The sequence below is a fragment of the Shinella sp. 20P9.1.1 genome, assembly GCF_057798995.1.
Window position 1 is genome coordinate 1 of record NZ_JBYOLC010000024.1, and the last position, 21872, is coordinate 21872.

Annotated in this window: 17 protein-coding genes; 13 read left to right on the forward strand and 4 right to left on the reverse strand. The window is 59.9% G+C overall.

All coding sequences use genetic code 11. The features are described from left to right. The first annotated feature begins 679 nt into the window (after positions 1 to 679). The 6 genes from AC27VQ_RS25060 (at position 680) to AC27VQ_RS25085 (ending at position 6145) form a co-directional block, all read left to right on the forward strand. Positions 680 to 2494, forward strand: coding sequence for a hypothetical protein (locus AC27VQ_RS25060; RefSeq protein WP_488718470.1), 1815 nt, complete (start codon positions 680 to 682; stop codon positions 2492 to 2494). Between the two features lie 176 nt (positions 2495 to 2670). After that, entirely contained in the window at positions 2671 to 3213 is a 543-nt protein-coding gene (locus AC27VQ_RS25065; RefSeq protein WP_488718471.1) for a hypothetical protein, read from the forward strand. Further along, positions 3210 to 3959, forward strand: coding sequence for a hypothetical protein (locus AC27VQ_RS25070; protein ID WP_488718472.1), 750 nt, complete (start codon positions 3210 to 3212; stop codon positions 3957 to 3959). The genes AC27VQ_RS25065 and AC27VQ_RS25070 overlap by 4 nt, the downstream gene beginning before the upstream one ends. Continuing rightward, on the forward strand, positions 3949 to 4425 hold the full coding sequence (locus tag AC27VQ_RS25075) for a hypothetical protein (RefSeq protein WP_488718473.1): 477 nt from the start codon (positions 3949 to 3951) through the stop codon (positions 4423 to 4425). Before AC27VQ_RS25070 ends, AC27VQ_RS25075 begins: the two co-directional genes overlap by 11 nt. After that, the gene (locus AC27VQ_RS25080; protein ID WP_488718474.1) at positions 4422 to 5744 is read left to right on the forward strand and encodes a hypothetical protein; all 1323 of its coding nucleotides are present in this window, start codon (positions 4422 to 4424) and stop codon (positions 5742 to 5744) included. Before AC27VQ_RS25075 ends, AC27VQ_RS25080 begins: the two co-directional genes overlap by 4 nt. Then, the gene (locus tag AC27VQ_RS25085) at positions 5741 to 6145 is read left to right on the forward strand and encodes a hypothetical protein (protein WP_488718475.1); all 405 of its coding nucleotides are present in this window, start codon (positions 5741 to 5743) and stop codon (positions 6143 to 6145) included. Before AC27VQ_RS25080 ends, AC27VQ_RS25085 begins: the two co-directional genes overlap by 4 nt. Before the next feature lie 20 nt (positions 6146 to 6165). Here AC27VQ_RS25085 and AC27VQ_RS25090 read toward each other — a convergent pair whose 3' ends face one another. The 3 genes from AC27VQ_RS25090 to AC27VQ_RS25100 form a co-directional block, all read right to left on the reverse strand. Then, a complete protein-coding gene (locus AC27VQ_RS25090) occupies positions 6166 to 6492 on the reverse strand; it encodes a hypothetical protein (RefSeq protein WP_488718476.1) in 327 nt (108 codons plus the stop codon). 95 nt (positions 6493 to 6587) lie between these two features. Further along, the gene (locus AC27VQ_RS25095; protein ID WP_488718477.1) at positions 6588 to 8636 is read right to left on the reverse strand and encodes a hypothetical protein; all 2049 of its coding nucleotides are present in this window, start codon (positions 8634 to 8636) and stop codon (positions 6588 to 6590) included. A gap of 347 nt (positions 8637 to 8983) precedes the next feature. Further along, positions 8984 to 9931: a hypothetical protein gene (locus AC27VQ_RS25100; RefSeq protein ID WP_488718478.1), complete on the reverse strand. Its 948-nt coding sequence runs from the start codon at positions 9929 to 9931 to the stop codon at positions 8984 to 8986. Between the two features lie 180 nt (positions 9932 to 10111). Between AC27VQ_RS25100 and AC27VQ_RS25105 the strand changes: the two genes are divergently transcribed. From AC27VQ_RS25105 to bcsN, 6 genes are all read left to right on the forward strand, one after another. Beyond that, positions 10112 to 10681, forward strand: a complete 570-nt coding sequence (locus tag AC27VQ_RS25105; protein ID WP_488718479.1) for a TetR/AcrR family transcriptional regulator — start codon at positions 10112 to 10114, stop codon at positions 10679 to 10681. Then, positions 10678 to 11604, forward strand: coding sequence for a DMT family transporter (locus AC27VQ_RS25110; protein WP_313532549.1), 927 nt, complete (start codon positions 10678 to 10680; stop codon positions 11602 to 11604). The genes AC27VQ_RS25105 and AC27VQ_RS25110 overlap by 4 nt, the downstream gene beginning before the upstream one ends. Positions 11605 to 11768: 164 nt before the next feature. Beyond that, entirely contained in the window at positions 11769 to 14024 is a 2256-nt protein-coding gene (gene bcsA, locus AC27VQ_RS25115) for a UDP-forming cellulose synthase catalytic subunit (RefSeq protein ID WP_488718491.1), read from the forward strand. Beyond that, positions 14017 to 16377, forward strand: a complete 2361-nt coding sequence (locus AC27VQ_RS25120) for a cellulose biosynthesis cyclic di-GMP-binding regulatory protein BcsB (protein WP_488718480.1) — start codon at positions 14017 to 14019, stop codon at positions 16375 to 16377. Before bcsA ends, AC27VQ_RS25120 begins: the two co-directional genes overlap by 8 nt. Further along, positions 16374 to 18344 (forward strand): tetratricopeptide repeat protein, encoded by a 1971-nt coding sequence (locus AC27VQ_RS25125; protein WP_488718481.1) that lies wholly within the window; start codon positions 16374 to 16376, stop codon positions 18342 to 18344. Before AC27VQ_RS25120 ends, AC27VQ_RS25125 begins: the two co-directional genes overlap by 4 nt. A gap of 7 nt (positions 18345 to 18351) precedes the next feature. Further along, positions 18352 to 19266 carry a cellulose biosynthesis protein BcsN gene (gene bcsN, locus AC27VQ_RS25130; protein ID WP_488718482.1) on the forward strand — a complete coding sequence of 305 codons (915 nt, stop codon included), beginning with the start codon at positions 18352 to 18354 and terminating at the stop codon, positions 19264 to 19266. 3 nt (positions 19267 to 19269) lie between these two features. On the opposite strand, the gene AC27VQ_RS25135 is transcribed toward bcsN, so the two are convergent. Next, positions 19270 to 20151, reverse strand: coding sequence for a LysR family transcriptional regulator (locus AC27VQ_RS25135; protein ID WP_488718483.1), 882 nt, complete (start codon positions 20149 to 20151; stop codon positions 19270 to 19272). A gap of 103 nt (positions 20152 to 20254) precedes the next feature. On the opposite strand from AC27VQ_RS25135, the gene AC27VQ_RS25140 reads away from it, so the two are divergent. Next, the gene (locus AC27VQ_RS25140) at positions 20255 to 21751 is read left to right on the forward strand and encodes a CoA-acylating methylmalonate-semialdehyde dehydrogenase (protein WP_313531185.1); all 1497 of its coding nucleotides are present in this window, start codon (positions 20255 to 20257) and stop codon (positions 21749 to 21751) included. Positions 21752 to 21872 lie beyond the last annotated feature (121 nt).

Consider the following 21872-nt stretch of genomic DNA (forward strand, 5'->3'; position numbering starts at 1 on the left):
AAACAATCTTGGCTTCATCAAAATTTTTGAAGATGAGGAAAGAAACAAAGAATTTGGATATTTTCGATTCCTTTTTCAAAAACCTAGTCATAGCTCTGAACTAACCCATACTCTACAAATCCTACACGGCCTGCGACGCAGTCCTTAGTAAAATTTATAGAGTATCCGGGTAGCGAAAATTGGATAAATGCATGTTTCCAAAAGCTTTTTCGGCGATGATTTACTAACAAACTGCAGGCGTTCTGGAGAATGAGAATATTTTGACGCGTCAAAATGATTTTGCGTTGGGCCTGGAACGAGGCTGGGAGAGGAGGGTGAACTTCTTCTTTATCTTTTCCATTTCTCGTCTTGAAGAAGGAAATGGATGACTTGGATTTTCCGATTCCTCATTCAAAGCCCTGTCCTAGCTAGAACTAACCCATACTCTACAAATTCCCCCAGGCATGCGACGCAGTCCTAGTAAAATTTATAGAGTATCCGGGTAGCAAAAAACGCTGGATCGCCTGGGAAATAAGGACTCTAGCAAGTTCTTTTGCTAACAAACTGTAAGAAGATGTCTCTGCGGCGGATTTATCATCCAACGAACAGCGTCAAAAAAATCGCAGCTTGTTAGTAGAAAACGCTTTGCGAAGTCGGCCGACCGGGTGAGCATGTTCATACCGAGACTGAGACGCCTAACATGCAACTGGACATCTGGAAACCGACCGACAACGACACACTACTGGAACGAGCAGCAAAAAGAAAAGGCATCCGCGCCGCCGATCTAATGGCTGCGATCTCTTCGATTAAGGAGATGGACAAACAACGACCGCAGTTTGCAAAGCCATCGATACTCATAGAGAGCGCTGAAGTTGTGCTCGAAAACAGGGCCTCCGCAAAGGATATGGCTTTGTATGAGGCGCTACTTGCCATTGCAAAAGACGGCGGCATGGCGAATGCGCACCATTCGATCAAGGCAGAAATCCTGATGGATTTCCTACAGACCGATTCCGTCGAGCGACTGATCGATGCCCTCGTCAGAGTGGCATCCACCCAAGTCCAATACGATGTACGCGACGTGGCAAAACGTAAACGCTACACCGGAGCAGTTCCTCTTCTCGGTTTCGAAGTCGAATCGGACTTGCCGAAGAACATGAAGAGGGAGCTGAAGGGACTTATCGACCGAGGCAGCTCGGTCCTCCACTTCAAAATTCCACCCGTCGTCAGAGAGGTTTTCCTCCAGCCCAAGCCGTATACCTGGGTCAGTCTGCACGCCATCAGTCAGTTTACCTGCAAATACACCAACGCCATTTACCAGCTCCTAGCTGTTAAGGCTGGGCACGACGACGGCTACATCAGACCGCTGGAGATTGATGCGCAGAAACTTGCGGTAAAGATCGGCTGGTCACACGCGCGGCGGAAACCATTCAATGCGACACTCTTTCTGAAGCGCTGCGTAGAGCCCGCTTTGCAGGACATAAGCATCTGCGTGCAAGAATTCTGCGTTTACCTGAAGCCGCTAGAGCGCGACAAAAATAAACGGGGCTCCCCGCTGAAGCCACTGGTTTTCGAGGTTCGTCGTAAACATAATTTCGAGTTGAGCGGCGTCGACCTGCTTGCACGAAAAAAGCTTAGAACGAAGAGCGAGGTTCAGACGGATGTGACGATGCCTGACCCTATCCATCCGCCTGAGTATTTGCCGTCTTTAGCCGCCGTCACACGAGCAGCGCAAGTTTTGAGGAAGCCCAATTTTTATCACAGATCGGACATCGCAAAGGAAAATTCGAATCGCCCGCGACAGCTAGCTCTCCACTGGAGAACAATGCTCGACGCGATCACAGCCGACCCGGATCGAATGGTCTCACATCACCTGTGTGGCCATGACATTTTCGCCGCCCTCGACGATCCGCGTGTTGGCGTCGACAGGATTTTCGAGCACTGGGCGATCAGCACCCCGCGCGATATCCACCGGATGGGTGTGCCTGCACGTCATGAAATTCGTCCTCCGTCGGCAAAGAATAGACCTGTGCCGTCAGATGGCATCCTTCGCCATTCCATCTACAATCTAGTCGCCACCATCGAAAGGGTCGCGACTAACCTTTCATCTCCCTATGCTTCCAAGCTTTCCGTAAGTGTTTCGAACTTGGCCGAAACGCTGACGTCTACCCCAGGTGTCTGGGAAGCTGTCAGAGCTGCAGCTGCCCTTCATGGTGTCAATCTTGGTGGCTTGGCCAAGGCGATGGGTTTGATGTCAAAGGCTCACCCAGTCCGCATGCGCTGGACCGCAAAGAACGTCTGCCAAGCGGTGTTCGATCACGACTGGAAGAAAATCGAGAAAATCATGAAAGCGACGTTCGCGCAGAAGGACAAGCTAGACCGGTCGCCGATTAATGGAAAACTGATGCCTCGCAGGCAGGACGTTGATGGTCCTGCTCCTACCCGCCGTGACGAGGAAACGGGCGAAATCATCCCAAACTTTCATTATCTAGTTTCCCACGGTCTCGTAACGCATTGAAAAGGTACCGCTTTACATTATGCGCGGTACCGACTATCTTCAACGCATCGCCAACTGCCATTCCAAGAAGGCACAAAGAACATGCAGGTCCTGAACATACACAATCTATGAGCCGCGCTCTGCCGATCACCTGATCGGTCCGGATTGTTTTTGTATGTTTAGGAAAGGACCTAGCTGTGGCGTTCACCCAGAAGTTTTTTACGGCGGACCAGCATTTCGGTCATGCAAAGATGCTCCAGAGCCGCCCGTTCGCATCGACGGACGAGATGGACTATCACCTGATCGACGCTCACAACGCGACGGTGAAGGATCAAGACATCGTCTGGATGCTGGGTGATTTTTCGTATTACGATGCCGAACGCACTGCGTCGATCTTCTCCCAGCTGAGGGGTCGCAAACGTCTGGTGCTTGGCAACCATGACATTGACCATAAGGGCAACGTTCGCAAGTCCATCGCCAGCCTCGCTTGGGACCAGCCGCCTACCCACTACGCCGAATGTAAGCAAAATGGCGAGCGGGTGATCCTGTCGCATTACGCATGCCGTACCTGGAATGCCAGCATTCATGGTTCCTGGCATCTTTACGGGCACTCTCACGGTCGCTTGCCGCCGCACGGCCGGTCGCGAGACTGTGGAGTCGATTGCCCGGATTTGGGATATGCGCCCGCTACGTTTCAGGCGCTCACGGCAGCCATGCGGGATGCGGAGGTGGTGGCATGACCCCTGATCAGATCGAATTCCTGCAGACCTTTGATCATTACTATCACGAGAGCATGGACAGCCTGCCTAACGGTTGGATCGGACCTCTCGTTGATATGCTGCAAGCCATGCGCCAGCTGTCGCTGGTCGATCCAGTTTACCCTAACGTTGCGACATGGGTTGCGCTCCGCGTTGAGCGGACGTCAACCTCTGGTGCTGTCGCTTTTGCATCTCCGCTCTTGCCTCCTGATCAGTGGAGCGATGGCTGTGCGTTTGCATGCCTTGAGGCATTTTCTGCATTCGGTTCGGCCGTCAAAGTGACCTGCGAGAAATGCGGTCATCCAGGAACGGCGTGTCAGATCGGGCGGATGACTTTGTTTTTGTGTGAGGAGCATGGCTCGATTGCACGGGAGAGGCTGACTGTAAAGGTCGAAGCATACGAGGAGCGCCTCCGTTTCCGTGAAGAGATGGCTGTGCTCTTCACAGAGCACTCGCGAGTGTCGTTATCCGTTAGCGACCGCAACTTTCCGATCCTTCGCCAAGCTCTCTATGACATCAAACAAATCGTCGATGAGCGTGGCCTGGCGGGCAAGGTCTATGTCACCAAAGTGGAGGAATCCGAGGGGCAGCTTTTCCTGAGCGCCCGCTGTAACCAAGCCGATCCAGCATCTCAATTCGAGGTCAAGGACGTCATTAAGCATGCGGAATGGCAGTCGGATCAAGCGAGCTTGGCAGCCAACAAGGAGGACCCTGCCGATGACGCATGACGAGTACGTCGCTTTCGTCCGCGAGCGCTATGCCGACCTCTTCGATCCGAATAATTCTGAGCAGGAATGGCGCTATTTGATCACCATCGGTCCCGGTTGGTGGCACCTTTTGACCGATTTTTGCGAACAGCTCGAAGGGGTGTTGCGCCATAACGATGAGGTTGGCCGCTGGTACGTCACGCAGGTCAAGGAAAAATTCGGCGAGTTGCGCATTTACACACGCCCAGCGCCATTCGAGCGACCGGATGTCGACGGCTTTATGGAGTGGGTCGACGATATCGATCCGCCGGAGCCTTCCGCTGCTCAAGAAATGATTGGCATCGTTAAAGAGCAGGTGATTGGGCGCGCTGCTCATACTTGCGAGGAGTGCGGTGATGAGGGGGAGCTGAGGGTTTTGTGCGGTTGGTATTGGACGTGCTGCGACCGACATTTCCGGGAGTGGCAGGCGAGGAAGGCAGCAAAATGACCGGGGAAGAGAAGGCCCTGAAGATCGCCATGATGGATGCAGCTCGGCAGCGCATCGAAGCAGCGCGCGCTGCTGCCAAGCCATACGACGACGTTCTGACTGAATTCCGAACGGGTTTTTTCTCCGACCGCGACCAAGCTTGGATCGAACTTTTCCACTCGATCCAGCGCGAGCATCGCGACGACATCGACGCATGGGCTAAATCGTTTGTCGATCACCACCCCATGGGACATCAGCGCACCGTCGAGGCGATCACCGCGTGGGCGTATCAGCTGCCGTGGCCAGATGATCGCGACGGCGGCGAGCAAGCGAGGATGGCCGTCAGAATGGCGATAGCAATGCGCATATCCCATGGTTCAGAGCCAGACAAAACCTACTCGCTCAGTGAATTCGCTGAGCAGCTCGGGGTGAAAGAACACTCAGTCTGGCATATCATTGACGTCGGCGACATCCGGCCGCATGCGATCATTGACGACTTTCAGGGCAAGTCATTTGATCAGGTGGTAGGCAGCCTGCGCTTTTCCGATGCCGACATCCGGACATTCCGAGAGGAAATCCGACGCCGTCGCCACGAAGATTTCATGGTTGAGTATGCGGGTGTCTATGTTCCCGATCTGGGGCCAGGCGCACGAGGTCTCGAAATCGGCCCGGGCTGGATCGGCATCGTCGCGGATTATTGCGATCAGCTGCGTGCTCTTCAGGCCTACCATTTCATCGTCTCGATGCGGTGGTGCAAGGAAAAATTCGGTGCTCTGCGAATTTATTCCGGCTCCGACATTCGGACGCTGACCCCACTGCAGTCTAATTGGCTGTCACGCCTGCGCGAACGAGCGCGTCGGCAATCCCTGCGAACGTGCCAGGAGTGTGGTCAGCCTGGTCGCCTGCGTTTGGGTGCACACGCAGCAACGCTCTGCGACAGTCATAGACACGTCGTCGGCGAACTGAGGGCGGATGACGGTGTTATCCTTGACCCTGATCGAACGGATGAGCATGACAAGCCGATGTGGACTGACGCTGAGTTGGGTCTCGATCAGGCTATGACTATGGACTTGGCGAAGCAGATCGAACTCGATTTCCGACCGTTCCTGGTATCCGACCTGAAGCTCGACGGCACCGACATGGAGCTGGCCGATCTCCGCCGTAAGTTTCTGGCGGTCGACCGGGCGATTGGTCGGCACCACGAAATCAAATTTCGGAAACGTCAGCGCGGATACGAGATCGCAATCGATACCCAGCACCCAATGTCGACAGTAGATGAAATCAAGCGCGACGCGATCATCGCCGAGATCGAGATGATTATGTCAGGAGAGCAGGTATGATCCCGGCCGATGTCGCCAATGATGAGACGCTGGACTACACGCGGACCTTGGAATTCCTGGCGGGTCATATGCTGGGGCCTGGATGCTCCGTAGTGCTGACGCCACGCCAGTTCGAAGTGCTCAAGGTCTATCTCGGTAACATCGATCAGCTCGTTCCGGATGCCAATTTTATCCTCGAACAGTGCATCGACCACCGTCCGAGCGGATATTCAGTCGCCTGGGACAATGACGGAACCGCTTACGAAGACGACCTGATCGACAGCATCATGGAACAGTTGACCCAAAGCATGGGCTTTTACGCAGGCTCGATTATTCGGGAAGGCTACCTGATCGACCTGGATGATATCGATCAGCAGATCGCCGAAATCCGTGCCAGAGTTGCCGCCCGGCACAATGTCTGACGTTCGAACTTAAGCGCTGATCAGTTCAACTGCTTTGTCCATGATGCCGGTTTCCTCAGGCTTTCCGGCACCTTCTCACCATCCAGCAGCAGCCTCATCATCTCCAGCTGACGTGCTTCCTCGGCCGGGTCCGGCTCCGGTTTGCTGACCTCGTATGCGCGGATCAGCTCGTAAAATGTGCCGACGTAGTTAATGCCCAAAGCTTCCATCACATCGTCACGGTCGACATCATCAGACGCGTGATATCGCTCGACCCAGTCAACGATCACGTCATCACCATGCCGGTCGCGGATGGATTGGATATCGGCCTTGTAGTCTTCTCGGACCCGTTCAGGATGAAATGTCATGACCCTTCCTTTCGCGGCGGATTCTTGCGCTATACAAGAGCTATGACCATTGTACAGCGCAAGCCATTTCAATGCGTTCAGCAGTCAAGCACGTTTCACGACGCGATTGCTGAAACCGGTTCGCGACCCGGCAAGTACATCGATTGAGTATCCAGTGAGAAATCGTAGCCGTATTTGTCCGACAGCGTCGATTTGAAGGTCTCAAGGCTCATGAGTCCGGTGATGTATCGATCACGAAGCTCACAATATTCAGGTGCCTCAGACCGGAAATCATAAGTCGAGAATCCGTGGTGCATGACATCGACCATGCTCCCTTTACGGGCTTCCTCGCTTGGTTTGATCAACGCAGTTCCAGGGGCAGTCAGAAGACGATCCAAGTCAGCTTGGTAGCTTTCCAGCTCATCTTTTGCGAACGCGATATCGTTCAGAGGGACTGGTGTCTCCGTCATCATAGTCTCGATCATTCTCTCGGTCTTGGCGACTTTCGCCCTTTGGGCTTCGATCAAAGGGTGGATTGCAATAAGAGCAGCATCACGTGCCCGATGAGCGTACAGCACGTCCTGAAAAACAAACTTGGCTCGTTGGAGACGCTTCTGTTCTTGAATTCTTGCCTGCGCGCGCGGAGACAGTGCTTCGTACCGGTCGAGGATTGCATCCGTCCAGACAGTCATTGCCTTGGCCTTGAGCTGCATATGGATAGGGTCGTGGTAAGCTTGACGGGTGATATCCTCGACATGCTGTTCTGCCCAAGCTGCGCGTTCACGGTCGTTCAACGGACGGTCCGGCATCTTGATCTTGTGTGCCAGTACGGCAGACGAGCCGCCAGGAATGCCTGCTTTGTCCAGTTCCTTGCCGATTGCGCGACGGAGGTCGTGAGGAGACCACCACGGAACCCCCAGTTTTTCGAAGAAATCGACAGCTGCCGGATTGCGCTTACCACCCTTATTCATCAACGGGTCTTTTGCACGCAGTCGTTGGAGGCATTGTCGGACGGCAGAAGAGGCGAGCGCGATATCGTTTTCCGAAGAACCACGTTCAGAAGGAAATGCCCATTCGCTTCCTTCCGTTTTCGCCGCATCCATCAGCGGCTTCATGTGGTCAACAACACGAGGCGGGATTGGAAGTGTGAACTCGATTGTTTTCATGATTTGGTCAGGCCACGATGCCAGATACCATTCTGGCGATGGAGCTTCTCCGCTTTTATCTGGAAAGAAGCTGTGACGCGGAAGGTGTAGGGCAGCATAGGTCCGCTGTGCCGTGAGGACCAGCCACCAAAGCCCTGCATAGACGTTCGGTCGAACGCCGTGCTTCCCGTCTGTTCGACCGGGCAAGGGCTTTTCCAGATATTCCTCTGCGACCACCAAGATTTTCACAATGTCATCGACGGTGGGCATTCGATTTCGCTTTTTGACACTGCCTGCGCTTTCGATGAGCTTCCACCACTCATCTCTATGATCGAGACCGGAATCCTTGGAAGCTTTTCGCATGCAATAGTCGAGAACCATGCGAACATGAGACAGGGTCTTGTTTGCCGGAGACACGCCGTTCTTTGAAAGGATGCCCTCCCGGACGGCATCGAAGTCGCCTCGGGTCAACTCGACCGCAGGCTTTGTCAGGACGTCTTTCATTTGTGGACGGCGCAGGCTTAGCCGAAGTTCATCGGCATAAAGTTCCCCTATTGGCTCCTTAGCCTTCACCTTGGTCCTGTCTTCAATAGTGAATTCGAAACACTTCTGGAGCGTCCATGTGGTCGCCTTTCGACGAATGCCTGTTCTGGCGTCTTCGAAATTGCGCTGACCGACGGGCTCTTCGAAATATCGATTTAGGATAGCATCGAAAAGGTCCGGCACACTGTCCAAAACCTTTTTGCAACTTCCGGCAAGCTCACGGGCCTCGGTGATCGACGGAACCTCTCTGGTCATAATCGGCTTCGGCGAATAGACCTCACCTAAGTTCTTGGTGCTCGAACCGTACTTTAGTGCCCAGAAGGCCCGTTGACCCTGAACGCGAAGCTGGAGACCAGAGACGGAATCGTCCGCGTAGATATCCAGTTCGCCGGTCGGCATGCCTGCTTTTGCTTTTTGGATTGCCTCCTTTATATGAGGAGTTTCTTTAATTTTAACACGAGTAGTCTTCGAAGCCATCTGCGCCCCCAAAATTCTATACCGATCCTATACCGAGTTCACATTTAGAATGTCGGGGCGAATTATGTAAGGGCCGGTCACAAGAAAGGTTGGAAGGCTTGAAAAATACTCAATGAAATCAGTGTAAACATAATTGGTTGACGCGATTTCAGGTTAACTTGTTGACGAGGGCAGGTGAAACCTTAGTCTTGTGGCACCTGAGGTCGGTGGTTCGACCCCACTCAACCGTACCATTCCTCTCTCCTGATAAGTTGTTTCGATAGGACTTATCGGGAGAGAGGAAACATTCTCCCAACTGTACCGTTTTCTTGCCATCGTGATCTGAGTGCCGCGCCGGCGGCGCGCTGTCAGTCGCCCCAGCTCACGAACTTCAGTGTCGCGTTTCCATTCATCTTGTAGCCGACGACGGCGCATCCATTTTTCGCGCGGACGGGTGCAGCACCCTTCAGCACCAATGTGTGCCAGCCCTCCTGCCGTCCTGCCACCTCGTACGGCGCCGGCTCGCAGCCTTTCTTGAAGACATAGGCCGTGCCCTTGATCGTCGCCCTGTCGTCATAGGGATCCCATGGCGCGCTTGCTTTGAACAGCAGCATGCCGGCCTTCACCGTACCCGCGATCTTTGTCTTGGGCTTTTCATAGACGATCGTGCCGGCGCCCGGATCGATGCGGACATCGGAGCCGTTGTGGTCGAACAGGCTGCGCATGTCGACGGCATTGCCGGCCTCGAAGGAGGCGGTCTCGACCTGCGCCGTCTCGCCGTCGCGCGGCGCGACACTCGATTTGTCCGTGATCCATGGCGCCGCGTCGGCGAAAAGCTGCTGGTTGCCGTCGCAGACTTTCCAGTATCGATATTCGCCGCGATCATAGCGATGGATCGGGAAACAGAAGCCGGGACCGGTCATCTCGATATCCGGCATCCCACCCGTTTTGCGGGGATGGAAGATCAGCTCCTGCGTATTGTCGGCCGTGATCAGCATCGTCCAGTTGTCGCCGGCCTTGGACAGGAGAAAGATATTCTGACCGGTCATGCCGTAACAGCCGGTGACGCCATTCCCCAATTTGGCGGGAGAACTGCTGATAAGCACCTCCTTGACGCCGTCGGCATCGATATCGCGCTGCGTAGCAATGTAGGCGACCGTCGTGCCGGACGAGGTCACGCATTCCTCAATGCCGCTGTCCTTCTCTCGTGTCGTGACGATCTGAATGGCCGCATCGACATCGGCCTGAGGCCAGTCGGCTGCGATTGCCGGCAGGGTGGTGGCGAAAACGGCGGATGCGGCAAATATGAACTTCATGAAAATCGCTCCTGTCATTACCCCTGGGGTTGTAGGGCGAGGGTGTTGCGACCCTGTTGACGCGGCTGCTGCAAGTTTACCGATCTGCAAATCGCGAAAGCGAAAAATCCCGACGCCGCCGAATCTCTTGACAATCATCTTGATTGGGTAGATCGGTCTATATAAAAATCGAGGTGGATGATGGGCGAGCGGGTGTCGGCGCGGGAGCGGTTGCTGAAAGCGGCTGCGGAGCTGTTTTATCGCGATGGGGTGGGGGCGACGGGGATCGATACGATCACCGCCCATGCTGGTGTCGCCAAGATGAGCCTCTACAACAACTTCGCCTCCAAGGCGGATCTGGTGAAGGCCTATCTCGATGCGCGGCTGGAGGAATGGCACGTGCTCTATCGCGAGCGCCTCGCCACGGCCGCGACACCGCGCGAAAAGCTGCTCGCCGTCTTCGATTCCTATGTCGATCATGCCGAGCTCGCCTATGGCTGGGGTTTTCGCGGCTGCGGGCTGCTCAATGCTGCGGCGGAACTTCCCGTCGGCGACGCGGGCCGGGCGACGGTCGCCTTCCAGAAGGAAGAGGTCGAACAGCTCTTCAAGGATTACCTGCGTCAGATGAAGCCGGCTGCGGCAATCGACGAGACCGCCGAGCATCTCTCCTTCGTGCTGGAGGGGGCGATGGCCCGCGCGGGCCTCGATGGTCATGACGGGCGCCTGAAGGCGGCGCGCCGGATCGCCATTTCGATCGTGGACCAGCTATGACCGCTCAAGACGCTGCCTTGCCCTATCGCCGGCCGAACCGGTTCACGGCGCTTGCCGTGCTCATCCTTCTCGAAGCCGCGCTCGTCGTGTGCTGGAGCGCCGGCTTCATCGGCGTGCGCTTTGCCAGCGATCATGCGCCGATCTTCCTGATCCTGCTGTGGCGCAGCCTCGTGTCCGGCCTCGTGCTCCTGCCTTTCGCGCTCACCATGGGGCCGAAAATCCGGGGCAGGGACGTGCTCTTCCAGATGCTGCTCGGTGCCCTTGCCATGGCCGGCTATCTCTCGGGCTTCGCGCTGGCGATTGGGCTTGGCGTGCCGACTGGCCTCGTCGCGCTGATCACGGACATGCTGCCGCTCGCCGTCGCCTTCCTGTCCTGGCCCATTCTCGGGCAGGCGCTGACGGGGCGGCAATGGATCGGTTCCTTCATCGGCCTTGCCGGCGTGATCATCGCATCCGGCGGTTCGCTCGATTGGGGCAATGTCCCGCTCTGGGCCTATGGATTGCCCGTGCTCGGCACGTTGTCGCTGGCGCTGGCCACGCTTTTGCAGAAGCGCAGCCCGGTGAACGCCATGCCGGTCTATCAGAGCCTCTGTTTCCAATGCCTCTCGGCGGCCACGATTTTTTCCGTGCTCGCCTGGCATGAGGGCGGCGTATTGCCGGTCATGGATCGCGGCTTCATCGGCGGCATTCTCTGGCTGGTCTTCGTCGCCACCTTCGGCGCCTGGAGCCTCTATTATCTCGCCTTGCGCAAATCCTCGCCGGCGCGGGTGACGGCGATCCTCTATCTCAGCCCGCCGGTCACGATGATCTGGGCCTTCCTGATGTTCGGCGAGCCACTCTCCTGGGCCATGGCGCTCGGCCTTCTCGTCTCGCTCGGCGGCATCGTGCTGGTGGCGCGCGCGCGGCCGGTGCTGCATGACTAAGCGGTTGTAAACCCTTCCTTTACCACGCCAGCGGCCGCCATCCCGATTTGGCACTGTATTAGGAATCCGTTGACCAATGAATCCCTAGGGTCATCCCGTTCTCATGACGGGAACCGGTCCGCATGACGCGCTGCCGCGATGCAAATGGGGTTCTTCAAATGCACATGACGTGCGTCAAGTGGCTGGCGATTCCTGCTGGCATGATCGGGCTGTTCCTTCTCTGGCTGCCACTCAGCCTCCAGGCCCAGCTTATTTTGAGTTTCGCCGTACTCGGCGTGATGTTCCTGGCGATGACGCGCCCCGAGAACACCACCTTGCGGCTCGTCACCTTCATCTTTGCCGGCATTCTCGCCATGCGCTACGCCTTCTGGCGTACCACCGAGACCTTGCCGAGCATCTACGAACCGCTGAATTTCATTCCCGGCCTGATCCTCTATCTCGCCGAGATGTATTGCCTGGCCATGCTGGCGATCAGCTTCTTCATGCTGGCAGATCCCTTGAAGCGCAAGGCGCCGGATCTCGGCGATGCCGCCGATCTTCCGACCGTCGACGTCTTCATCCCGTCCTACAACGAGGAGCCGGAGCTTCTGGCCGGCACGCTCGCTGCCGCCAAGTCGCTGCACTATCCCAAGGACAAGCTGACCGTCTATCTGCTCGACGACGGTGGCACCGAGGCCAAGCGCAATCATAGGGATCCGCGCGTCTCGATCGCCGCTATCCGCCGGCACGAGCAGCTGAAGGCGCTCTGTGCATCGCTCGGCGTGGTCTACCACGCCCGCAAGCAGAACGATCATGCCAAGGCCGGCAATCTCAACGAGGGCCTGAAGGTCTCGCATGGCGAACTCGTCGTCGTCTTCGATGCCGACCATGCGCCGGTGCGCGAATTCCTGCGGGAGACTGTCGGCTATTTCGCCAAGGACAAGAAGCTCTTCCTCGTCCAGACGCCGCACTACTTCCTGAACCCGGATCCGTTGGAAAAGAACCTCCAGACCTTCGCGCGCATGCCCTCCGAAAACGAGATGTTCTATTCGATCCTGCAGCGCGGGCTAGACAAGTGGAACGCCTCGTTCTTCTGCGGCTCGGCCGCGGTGCTGCGGCGCTCGGCGCTGTTGGCGGCCAACGGTTTCTCCGGGCAGTCGATCACCGAGGATTGCGAGACGGCGCTCGCGCTGCATTCCAAGGGCTGGCACAGCCTCTATGTCGACAAGCCGCTGATCGCCGGCCTGCAGCCGGAGACCTTCGTCTCCTTCATCGGCCAGCGCGCCCGCTGGTGCCAGGGCATGCTGCAGATCCTGATCCTGAACCGGCCGTTCCTCGCCAAGGGCCTGACGCTCTCCCAGCGCATCTGCTATGCGGGCATCAACCTGTTCTGGCTGTTCCCGCTGTCGCGGCTCGCCTTCGTCTTCTCACCGCTGCTCTACATCTTCTTCTCGCTGGAGATCTATCAGGCGAACATTCTTGAATTCGCCTCCTATGCGGTGACCTATCTCATCGGCTCTTTCGCCATGCAGAGCTATCTCTATGGCCGTGTGCGCTGGCCCTGGGTCTCCGAGCTCTATGAATATGTCCAGTCGGTCCTGCTTTTCGGCTCCATCGTCTCCGTCGCGCGCAACCCGCGCAAGCCGACCTTCAACGTGACGGCCAAGGGCCAGACGCTCGACCGCAGCATGCTCTCGCCCCTGGCGCGGCCCTATTTCATCATCTTCTTCGTCCTGCTCGCGGCTGCCCTTTACTCCGGCTACCGCTTCCTGACGGAGCCGGTTGCGACCGAGTTGCTCACGATCGTCGCCGGCTGGAACCTCATCAATCTCGGCCTTGCCGGGGCCGCGCTCGGCGTCGTTGCCGAACGCCGCGAACTACGCCGCAACCAGCGCCTGCCGGTCAAGCGCCATGCCCTGATGAAGGTCGATGGCAAGCTGAAGAATATCATCATCCAGGATGCCTCCTCGGGTGGTATCTCGGTGGAGTTCGTCGAGCAGGCGCCGGCAATCGATCTCGATACGCCGCTGGAAGCGACGATCCAGCTGCGCCGCGCCGGCCAGATCATCGCCTTCGACGTGATTTCCCGCTCCAGCCGCGGGGAGGGCGAGGGCGCCGTCTACGGCTTCGCCTACAAGGAGCGCACGCCGGAAACCTTCATGGCCATCGCCGAGCTGATGTTCTCCGACCAGGCGGTGTTGCAGGAGCGGCTGGCGCGTCGCCAGATCCGCCGCAGCTTCTTTTGGGGCACCTCGCGCTTCGCGCTCTGGAGCATCCGCGAGACGCTGCGGGCGCTGCGCTACTCCGCCGGCCTCGTGCGCGAAGGGGCCGTCAGCTCCGCCGCCGACGCGCCCATCACCGTCAAGGACAACAATGCCCAGATCCCCGGCCGCGCCGCAGAACTACCGCCGGTCCTCACAGGAGCCCAGGCCTATGGCTAAGACCCCCTTTCTCGGAACGCTGGGCCTTGCCCTGCTCATCGCATCGGCCGGTGCCGGCCGGGCGGAAGGGCTGGTTGCCGATGCCGTCAAGCCGCTGCTGGAGGGCACCACGCTGTCCGGTGGCCTGCTGCCGCAACCGTCCGGAGTGAAGGCCGAAAAGGCGCAAGCCGTCACCGCTGGCGCCATGCTCGTGCCCTTCGAGCAATCGGCGGATGCCTATACGCTGTCGGGCGAAGACGATGTCGCGACCTTTACCTTCGCGCTCGACGGGCCGCAGGTCTCGGCCGGCGGCACGCTGAACCTTGCCTATATCAATGCGGTCTCGGTGCTGCCCGATACCGCGAAGATGGATATCGAGGTCAACGGCCGCGATGCCGGCAGCTTCACCATAGCCTCGCCGAACGGCGTGCTGACCGAAAAGATCGCCGTCGCCCCGGATCTTCTCAAGGCCGGTCGCAATGTGGTGCGCGTGCGTGCCCGCCAGCATCATCGCGTCGATTGTTCGCTGGATGCCACCTATGAGCTCTGGACGAAGCTCGATCCCGCGCAAAGCGGCTTCGCCACGGCGGCATCTTCGGCGTTTACGGATTTCGACAGCCTGCTGTCCGTTCGCCGCAATGCCGCGCAGCGCACGGATGTGCGCATCGTCGTGCCCGGCGCTCTCAGCGCGGAGGCGCTGAACGAGGTCGCGCCGGTCCTGCAATCGCTGATCCTCTTCCTCAACCGTGACGATGTGACGGTGTCGGTGGATGACAAGCCGGGCACGGGGCCGGGTATCGATCTCGTCATGGCCATGGACCGCGCCGGTGCCGCCACGCTCGCGAAGCTTGGCATTGCCAACGCGCCGCGCGGGCTCTCCGTCCAGGCCGGTGCCACGGCGGACCGTGCACGCGTCGTGCTGCGCGCCGCCAATCTCGGCGATATCAATGCCGCCGTCCTGTCCGCCGTGAAGGGACCGATGGCCGATGGGCTGAAGACGGGGGTCTTCGAAAAGGGAAGGGGTGCCCTCGTCGTCGATGCCGGCGAACGGCGCCTGCTGAAGGAGGCGGGTTACGAGACCCGCGTCTTCTCCGGCCGCCTGTCGCGCACCGATTTCACCATCGACATGCCCGCCGATTTCTATCCGGCGGAATATGCCACGCTCGACCTTCGCCTTCATGCCGCGACCTCGCCGGGGCTGGAGCAGACCGCGCAGCTTCTGGTGCGCGTCAACGACAAGGTCGTGAAGAGCTACCCGTTCCGCAACCGCGAGGGCGAACAGTTCGACGGCAAGCGCATCGAACTGCCGCTGCGCGCCTTCCATCCCGGCGCCAACCGCGTCGAACTGCTCGCCGAGCTGCCGACGGCGGCCGATGCCGCCTGCCGGCCGGAGGAGCGCGACGACGGCAAGCCGCGGTTCATACTGCTCGACACGACGGCGATCGAAGTGCCGGCGCTGGCCCGCATCGGCCGGCTGCCGGATCTCGCGGCCCTTGCCGGCAAGGCCTATCCCTATGGCGGCGGCAAGCCGTTCGATCTGGTGATCGACCGCGCCGACGGCCAGTCCGCGGCCGCCGGCCTCACCATGCTGTCGCGCCTCGCGCTTTCCGCCCGAGCACCGCTGACGGCGAAGATCGCCATCGGTTCGCCGTCCGAAGGCACCGGCCGCGATGCGCTCGTCGTTTCCTCGCAGAACGATTTTGCCGAGCTCGGCACATCCGGCAAGGCGGCCTTCCCGGATGCGGACGAGGTGACGGCCTCCGTCGCCGATCTCCTGAAGCCCGATCCGGTGCACACCGCATCGGTTTCCGATGGTGCCGCCGGTACCGGCAACGACACCGCCGATCTGTTGCAGGCCTTCCACAATTCGACGGCGGCCGAGGAGGACGAATTGTCCTTCGGGTCGCGCGCGCAGCTCTGGTTCTCCGCCGCGTCACGCAGCTTCGGCCGCTGGCTGAGCTATGAGGGCGACAACACGGCGCGGGTTACCCCGCATGGCGAGGGCGCGCTGGTAACGCTGTCGCAGATGCGCTCCCCCGATGGGCTCGCCACCTGGACGGTGATCCAGGCGAACTCGCCGCGGGATGTCGATGCCGGCGTGCAGCGGTTGGTCGAGCCCGACGTCTGGCGCGACCTGCAGGGCGGCACGGCGACCATCGAGACGGCGAGCCTGTCGCTCGTCAGCCTTCCGGCGGCCGATCGCTATGTCGCCGATCTCGCCGATCGCAGCCCTGGCAACCTGCGCCGCGTCGCGGCCGCCTGGTTTTCCGATAATTTCCAGATCTATGTCGTGCTCGTGCTTGCTTGCCTCGGCCTCTTCGCCGTTTGGCTTGGCCTGACGGTGCCGCGCAAGGGCGTGAGGTCCGACCGATGAAACCATCCCTTTTCCTCACCGCGCTGCTGCTCGGTACCTCGGCGCTCTCTCCGCTGGCTTTGGCTGAGGAGGCGAAGTCCGGCCCCGGCGAGGTGGAGCTTGCCGCGCTCTACTATTATGCCGAACAAAAGCAGCAGGATCGGTTCGAGGCGGAGACGAACCGGCTGCGGCTGAAATATCCCGATTTCATCGTGCCGGCCGATGTCTATGCGCCGGTCGTGCAGCAGGTGGATGAAACCGCGCTCTGGGCGCTCTACGAGAAGAACGATTTCACCGGCATCGCCGCCGAGATCGGTCGCCGCCAGACGGAAAATCCGCAGTGGAGGCCGAGCGAAGACTTCTCCGCCAAGCTCGCCCGCCGCAAGCAGCGCGTCGAGATGATGGCCGCCACTGCGCGCAAGGACTGGATGGGCGTCATCGAGGCGGCCAAGATGCTTGACCCGTCGACCGAAACCGAGGTCGATCTCGTCTGGATGCTGCTCGACGCCTATGCAGAGACAGGCGCGAAGGATGCGCTTACCAATACCTATCGCGGCCTGCTCTTCCGTGAAGGCGAAAAGCGCCTGCCGGATGCACAGATCCTGACCACGTTGCAGAAATCGACGCGCGATTTCTCCTCGGACGACGTGCGCAAGGCGATGGGCGTGCTCGCCACCTCTCCTCTGTTGCAGGCCGGTCTACAGCCCGTCGAACTCGACCTGACGCGCAAGGACGTCGCCGATTTCAACGCGGATGAAAAGCGCCAGACGCCGATCGCCGAAGGCGAGGTCGCCAAGCTGCGCGCCGTGGCGGAGAAAGGGGATCGCCTCGAGGATTTCTCGCTGCTCGGCTGGTACGATCTGAAGCTGAAGGCGCCTGATCGTGCCGAACGCTGGTTCAAGGCGGCGCTGGCCAAGCGCCGCGACGAGGAAAACGCCAAGGGCCTTTATCTCTCGCTTGCCGCCGAAAACAAGCAGGAAGAGGCCTATGCGGTCGCGGAGGATTACATTGCGGAATTTTCCGACGATCCGGAATTCCTGATGAATGCGCTGTCGCTGCGTTTCTCGAAGCCCGACCAACCGGATGCCGACATCAAGACGGTGACCGCCTACAGCAATGCCATCCTTGCGACGTCGGATGCCGACCACGCCGAAATTCTCGCCTGGTACGCCTATAATTCCAGCCAGTTCGAGGCGGCCAAAGCCTGGTTCGAAAAGTCGCTGGATTGGGAAAGCGCGCCGGTGCGCGTCAAGGGGCTGGCGCTGAGCCTGCTGCGTCTCGGCGCGAAGAAGGATTATGCCGCGCTGGAGGATGAATATCGCGAGATCTATCCGGAGATCTGGGCCGAGATAAAGGTCGCCACGCCCCCGAAGGCCCGCCGCAGTGTGGCCGTCGAAATGCCTGATACCACGGCGTCGTCCACCGGCGGTGGCGGAGCGAGCTACCTCGCGCATTTCAAGGCCAAGCGCTACAGCGCCTGCGTCAAGGATGTTTCCGCTCAGGAGGCACGCGGCAAGGTTTCGGCCGACGCCATGCTGATCAAGGGCTGGTGCTATCTGGAGCTCAGCCGTCTGGCCGATGCCCGCAACGCCTTTGAAGCCGCGCTGAACAATAGCCGCACGCAACAGGACGCCGCCTATGGCGCGGCGCTCACGCTGCTGCGCGGCCGCCTGACGGACGATGCCGAAGCCATGGTCGCGACCTATCCGATGTCGGAGAAACGCGCGCGCGAGGTCCGGGCCGAAATCTACTGGCAGCGCGCCCGCTCGGCCTTTGATCACAAGCAGTACCAGAACGTTCTGGATGCGCTGAACGCGCGCGCCAGCCTGGTTGCCGAGCCGGCGGATCTCAGCCAGTTGCGTGGCTGGTCCTACTACCATCTCGGCAACCGCGCGCAGGCAAAGGCCGTCTTCGCCCGCCTGAACATGCAGTTTTACGATCCGGCGACGGCCGTTGGCCTTTCCGCATCCACCGTTACCCTGCGATAGGATCCTCATGCGCTGGCTCATTTCTGCCATTCTGCCTCTTCTCGTCGCCGGCTGCGCTTCCACCGTGCACGATCCTTTTCTGGAAACCGGCGCCATCCATCCGGATGCGCCGCCGATCTCCACCGAGGTCTCGCCGGATTTTGCCGTGGCCTACCTGCCCTTGGTGTCGGGCCGGATCCAGAGCGTGCGCCAGACGGCGCGCAGCGGCTTCTTCGAGCAGGCCATCGTCTATTCCAACGCCACGGCTTCGGCCGGCGAGAACGTGCTGACGGTGCGGGTCGGCCAACCCTCCGAGGGCATGGCTTTCCTGCGTGCACCGACACGCCGCGCCATTGTCGCAGAGATGCGGCAGGCGCTGCCCGGCGTCGCCATGCGGATCAGCGACTTGCCGGGGCAGAACGGGCAGGGCGTCTATGGTTACGCAACCGGCCCGCTCGGCGCCTCCGGCAGCTGCCTTTATGCCTGGCAGTTCGCCAAGCGCGTTTCGGCCGAGCGCGTCGGTGCTTACGCCGCGCAGGTGCGCCTGCGCTTCTGCCATCCGACGATGTCGCAGGAGCGCATCGCCGCCGTCATGGGTGGGCTTCGCATGAAGCCGGTGACGCGCAACACGTTCGACATGCTGCAATATGCCGGCGGCAGCGGCTATTCGCAGAGCCAGCCCGTGCTCGTTCGTGCGGAACCGGTCGTCGTGGTCGATGACAGCGCCGAGATTGCGCCGCGCCGCACACCGAAGCGTCGCGCGGCGGTGGAGGAGAAGCCGGCGGAAGAGCGGGTCGTCATCCGCAATGCCGTGCGCGTTCCCCTGCCGGGTGAGGAGAAGGTGAAGGTTGCCGTTTCCGAGGAGCATGTCCAGAAGCCCAAGACAAGGGCGAAGAGCGCGCTGGTGCCGATGCCGGGAACCGTCGCACTCAACGCCGAGTGATCGTCATAGGAAGATGGCGTGCTCCTGCAGCACGAGTTCCTGCACGAACTCGGCGACGGTGCGCACGCGGGTAAGGTCGCGCGCGCTTTCGTGCCATGTCGTCCAGTAGGCGCGGCGGATCGTGTTGGCCGGAAGCACGCGCACGAGTTCGGGATATTGCCGGGCGATATAGTCATGCAGGATGCCGACGCCGGCGCCGGAGCGCACGGCTTCCGTCTGGCCGGTGGCGCTGGATATCTCGAAGCTCGCATCCCAGCTGCGCATGATCTCGCCGGTGAAGTTCAGCGAGGCCGTGAAGATCAGGTCTTCCACATAGCCGACGCGCCGGTGGCTCTTCAGGTCCTCGACGGTCTCGGGCGTGCCGTTCTCGGCGAGATAGTCGCGTGAGGCATAGAGGCCGAGCGTATAATCCGTCAGCTTCGAAGAGACGAGCCGGCCCTGTTCCGGCCGCTCCAGTGTGATGGCGATATCGGCCTCGCGCTGCGAAAGCGAGAAGGAGCGGGGCACCGGCACGAGCTGGATCTTCAATTCGGGATGCCGCGCCGTCAGCCGTCCGAGACGCGGCGCGAGGAAGGAGACGCCGAAACCATCGGGCGCGCCGACCCGCACGGTGCCGGCGACGGCGGTATCGATCCGGCCGATGCTCGCCTGCATGGCCAGCATCTCCGTCTCCATCCGCTCGGCAGCCCGCAAAAAGGCCTCGCCCTCGGCGGTGAGGTCGCAGCCATTGGTGCGGCGGATGAGAAGGCGGGTCTTCAGCGCCTCCTCCAGTGCGCTGACGCGGCGGCTCAGTGTCGCGTGGTTGACGCCGAGGCGGCGGGAGGCGGCGAGGATCTGGCCGGTGCGGGCAACCGCGAGAAACAAGCGTGCGTCATCCCAGTTCATGTCGCCTCCGACTTTAATTTTTGCACAACGGTTCCTTATCTGAGGCGATTGTGTTGTGCAAATTGAAGTGCGATCATCCCTTCATAACCACGGAGGACTCCCCATGTACCAGATCGGCCACTTCATCCACGGCAAGCAGGTGCCCGGCACCAGCGGCCGCACCGCCAATGTTTACAACCCGGCAACCGGTGAAGTGCAGGCGCAGGTCGCGCTTGCCAATGACGCCGATCTGCAAGCCGCCATCGACAGCGCGCTTTCCGCGCAGCCGAAGTGGGCCGCCACCAACCCGCAGCGCCGCGCCCGCGTCTTCATGAAGTTCGTCGAACTCCTGAACACGCATATGGACGAACTGGCCGTGCTGGTTTCCAAGGAACACGGCAAGACGGTCGAGGACTCGAAGGGCGACGTCATTCGCGGCCTCGAAGTCTGCGAATTCGTCATCGGCATCCCGCATCTCTCCAAGAGCGAATTCACCGAAGGCGCGGGCCCCGGCATCGACATGTACTCGATCCGCCAGCCGGTCGGCATCGGCGCGGGCATCACGCCGTTCAACTTCCCGGGCATGATCCCGATGTGGATGTTCGCGCCCGCCATCGCCTGCGGCAACGCCTTCATCCTGAAGCCCTCCGAGCGCGATCCGTCCCTGCCGATCCGCCTTGCCGAACTGATGATCGAAGCCGGCCTGCCGGCAGGCATCCTCAACGTCGTCAACGGCGACAAGGGTGCGGTCGACGGCATCCTGGCGCATCCGGATATCGCCGCCGTTTCCTTCGTCGGCTCCACGCCGATCGCCCGCTACGTCTATGGAACCGCTGCCGCCAACGGCAAGCGCGCCCAGTGCTTCGGCGGCGCCAAGAACCACATGATCATCATGCCCGATGCCGACCTCGACCAGGCCGCCAACGCCCTGATGGGCGCCGGCTACGGCTCGGCCGGCGAGCGCTGCATGGCGATTTCGGTTGCCGTTCCGGTCGGTGAGGAAACCGCAAACCGCCTCATCGAGAAGCTCACCCCGATGATCGAGGGCCTGCGCATCGGCCCCTACACCGATGACAAGGCCGACATGGGCCCCGTCGTCACCAAGGAAGCCCAGGCGCGCATCCTCGGTCTCATCGACAAGGGCGTCGAGGAAGGCGCCAACCTCGTCGTCGATGGCCGCGGCTTCACGATGCAGGGTTACGAAAATGGCTACTTTGTCGGCGGCTGCCTGTTCGACAACGTCACGCCGGACATGGAAATCTACAAGACTGAAATCTTCGGCCCGGTCCTGTCCGTCGTTCGCGCCAAGAACTACGAGGAAGCCCTCGACCTGCCGATGAAGCACGAATACGGCAACGGCGTCGCGATCTACACCCGTGACGGCGATGCGGCCCGCGACTTCGCCAGCCGCATCAACATCGGCATGGTCGGCATCAACGTTCCGATCCCGGTTCCGCTCGCCTACCACTCGTTCGGCGGCTGGAAGTCCTCATCCTTCGGCGACCTCAACCAGCACGGTACGGATTCCATCAAGTTCTGGACCCGCACCAAGACCGTGACGAGCCGCTGGCCGTCCGGCATCAAGGGCGGTGCCGAGTTCTCCATCCCGACGATGAAGTAGTCATCCCTTCGGATCGATCATCGAAAGGGCTCCCGCAGGGGAGCCCTTTTTTGTGCTTTGCGAAGAATAGGCCGCAAGCGCGGCCCGTTAACCCCTCGTGTTTTTATATTTTTGAAGGGGG

Excerpts from the sequence above, each read along its gene's own strand:
- AC27VQ_RS25110 (WP_313532549.1), top strand. The coding sequence starts at position 10,678 with ATGACCGCTCAAGACGCTGCCTTGCCCTATCGCCGGCCGAACCGGTTC.
- AC27VQ_RS25140 (WP_313531185.1), top strand. The coding sequence starts at position 20,255 with ATGTACCAGATCGGCCACTTCATCCACGGCAAGCAGGTGCCCGGCACC.
- AC27VQ_RS25090 (WP_488718476.1), bottom strand. The coding sequence starts at position 6,492 with ATGACATTTCATCCTGAACGGGTCCGAGAAGACTACAAGGCCGATATC.
- AC27VQ_RS25095 (WP_488718477.1), bottom strand. The coding sequence starts at position 8,636 with ATGGCTTCGAAGACTACTCGTGTTAAAATTAAAGAAACTCCTCATATA.
- AC27VQ_RS25080 (WP_488718474.1), top strand. The coding sequence starts at position 4,422 with ATGACCGGGGAAGAGAAGGCCCTGAAGATCGCCATGATGGATGCAGCT.
- AC27VQ_RS25070 (WP_488718472.1), top strand. The coding sequence starts at position 3,210 with ATGACCCCTGATCAGATCGAATTCCTGCAGACCTTTGATCATTACTAT.
- AC27VQ_RS25100 (WP_488718478.1), bottom strand. The coding sequence starts at position 9,931 with ATGAAGTTCATATTTGCCGCATCCGCCGTTTTCGCCACCACCCTGCCG.
- bcsN (WP_488718482.1), top strand. The coding sequence starts at position 18,352 with ATGCGCTGGCTCATTTCTGCCATTCTGCCTCTTCTCGTCGCCGGCTGC.
- bcsA (WP_488718491.1), top strand. The coding sequence starts at position 11,769 with ATGACGTGCGTCAAGTGGCTGGCGATTCCTGCTGGCATGATCGGGCTG.
- AC27VQ_RS25085 (WP_488718475.1), top strand. The coding sequence starts at position 5,741 with ATGATCCCGGCCGATGTCGCCAATGATGAGACGCTGGACTACACGCGG.
- AC27VQ_RS25075 (WP_488718473.1), top strand. The coding sequence starts at position 3,949 with ATGACGCATGACGAGTACGTCGCTTTCGTCCGCGAGCGCTATGCCGAC.
- AC27VQ_RS25135 (WP_488718483.1), bottom strand. The coding sequence starts at position 20,151 with ATGAACTGGGATGACGCACGCTTGTTTCTCGCGGTTGCCCGCACCGGC.
- AC27VQ_RS25120 (WP_488718480.1), top strand. The coding sequence starts at position 14,017 with ATGGCTAAGACCCCCTTTCTCGGAACGCTGGGCCTTGCCCTGCTCATC.
- AC27VQ_RS25060 (WP_488718470.1), top strand. The coding sequence starts at position 680 with ATGCAACTGGACATCTGGAAACCGACCGACAACGACACACTACTGGAA.
- AC27VQ_RS25105 (WP_488718479.1), top strand. The coding sequence starts at position 10,112 with ATGGGCGAGCGGGTGTCGGCGCGGGAGCGGTTGCTGAAAGCGGCTGCG.
- AC27VQ_RS25125 (WP_488718481.1), top strand. The coding sequence starts at position 16,374 with ATGAAACCATCCCTTTTCCTCACCGCGCTGCTGCTCGGTACCTCGGCG.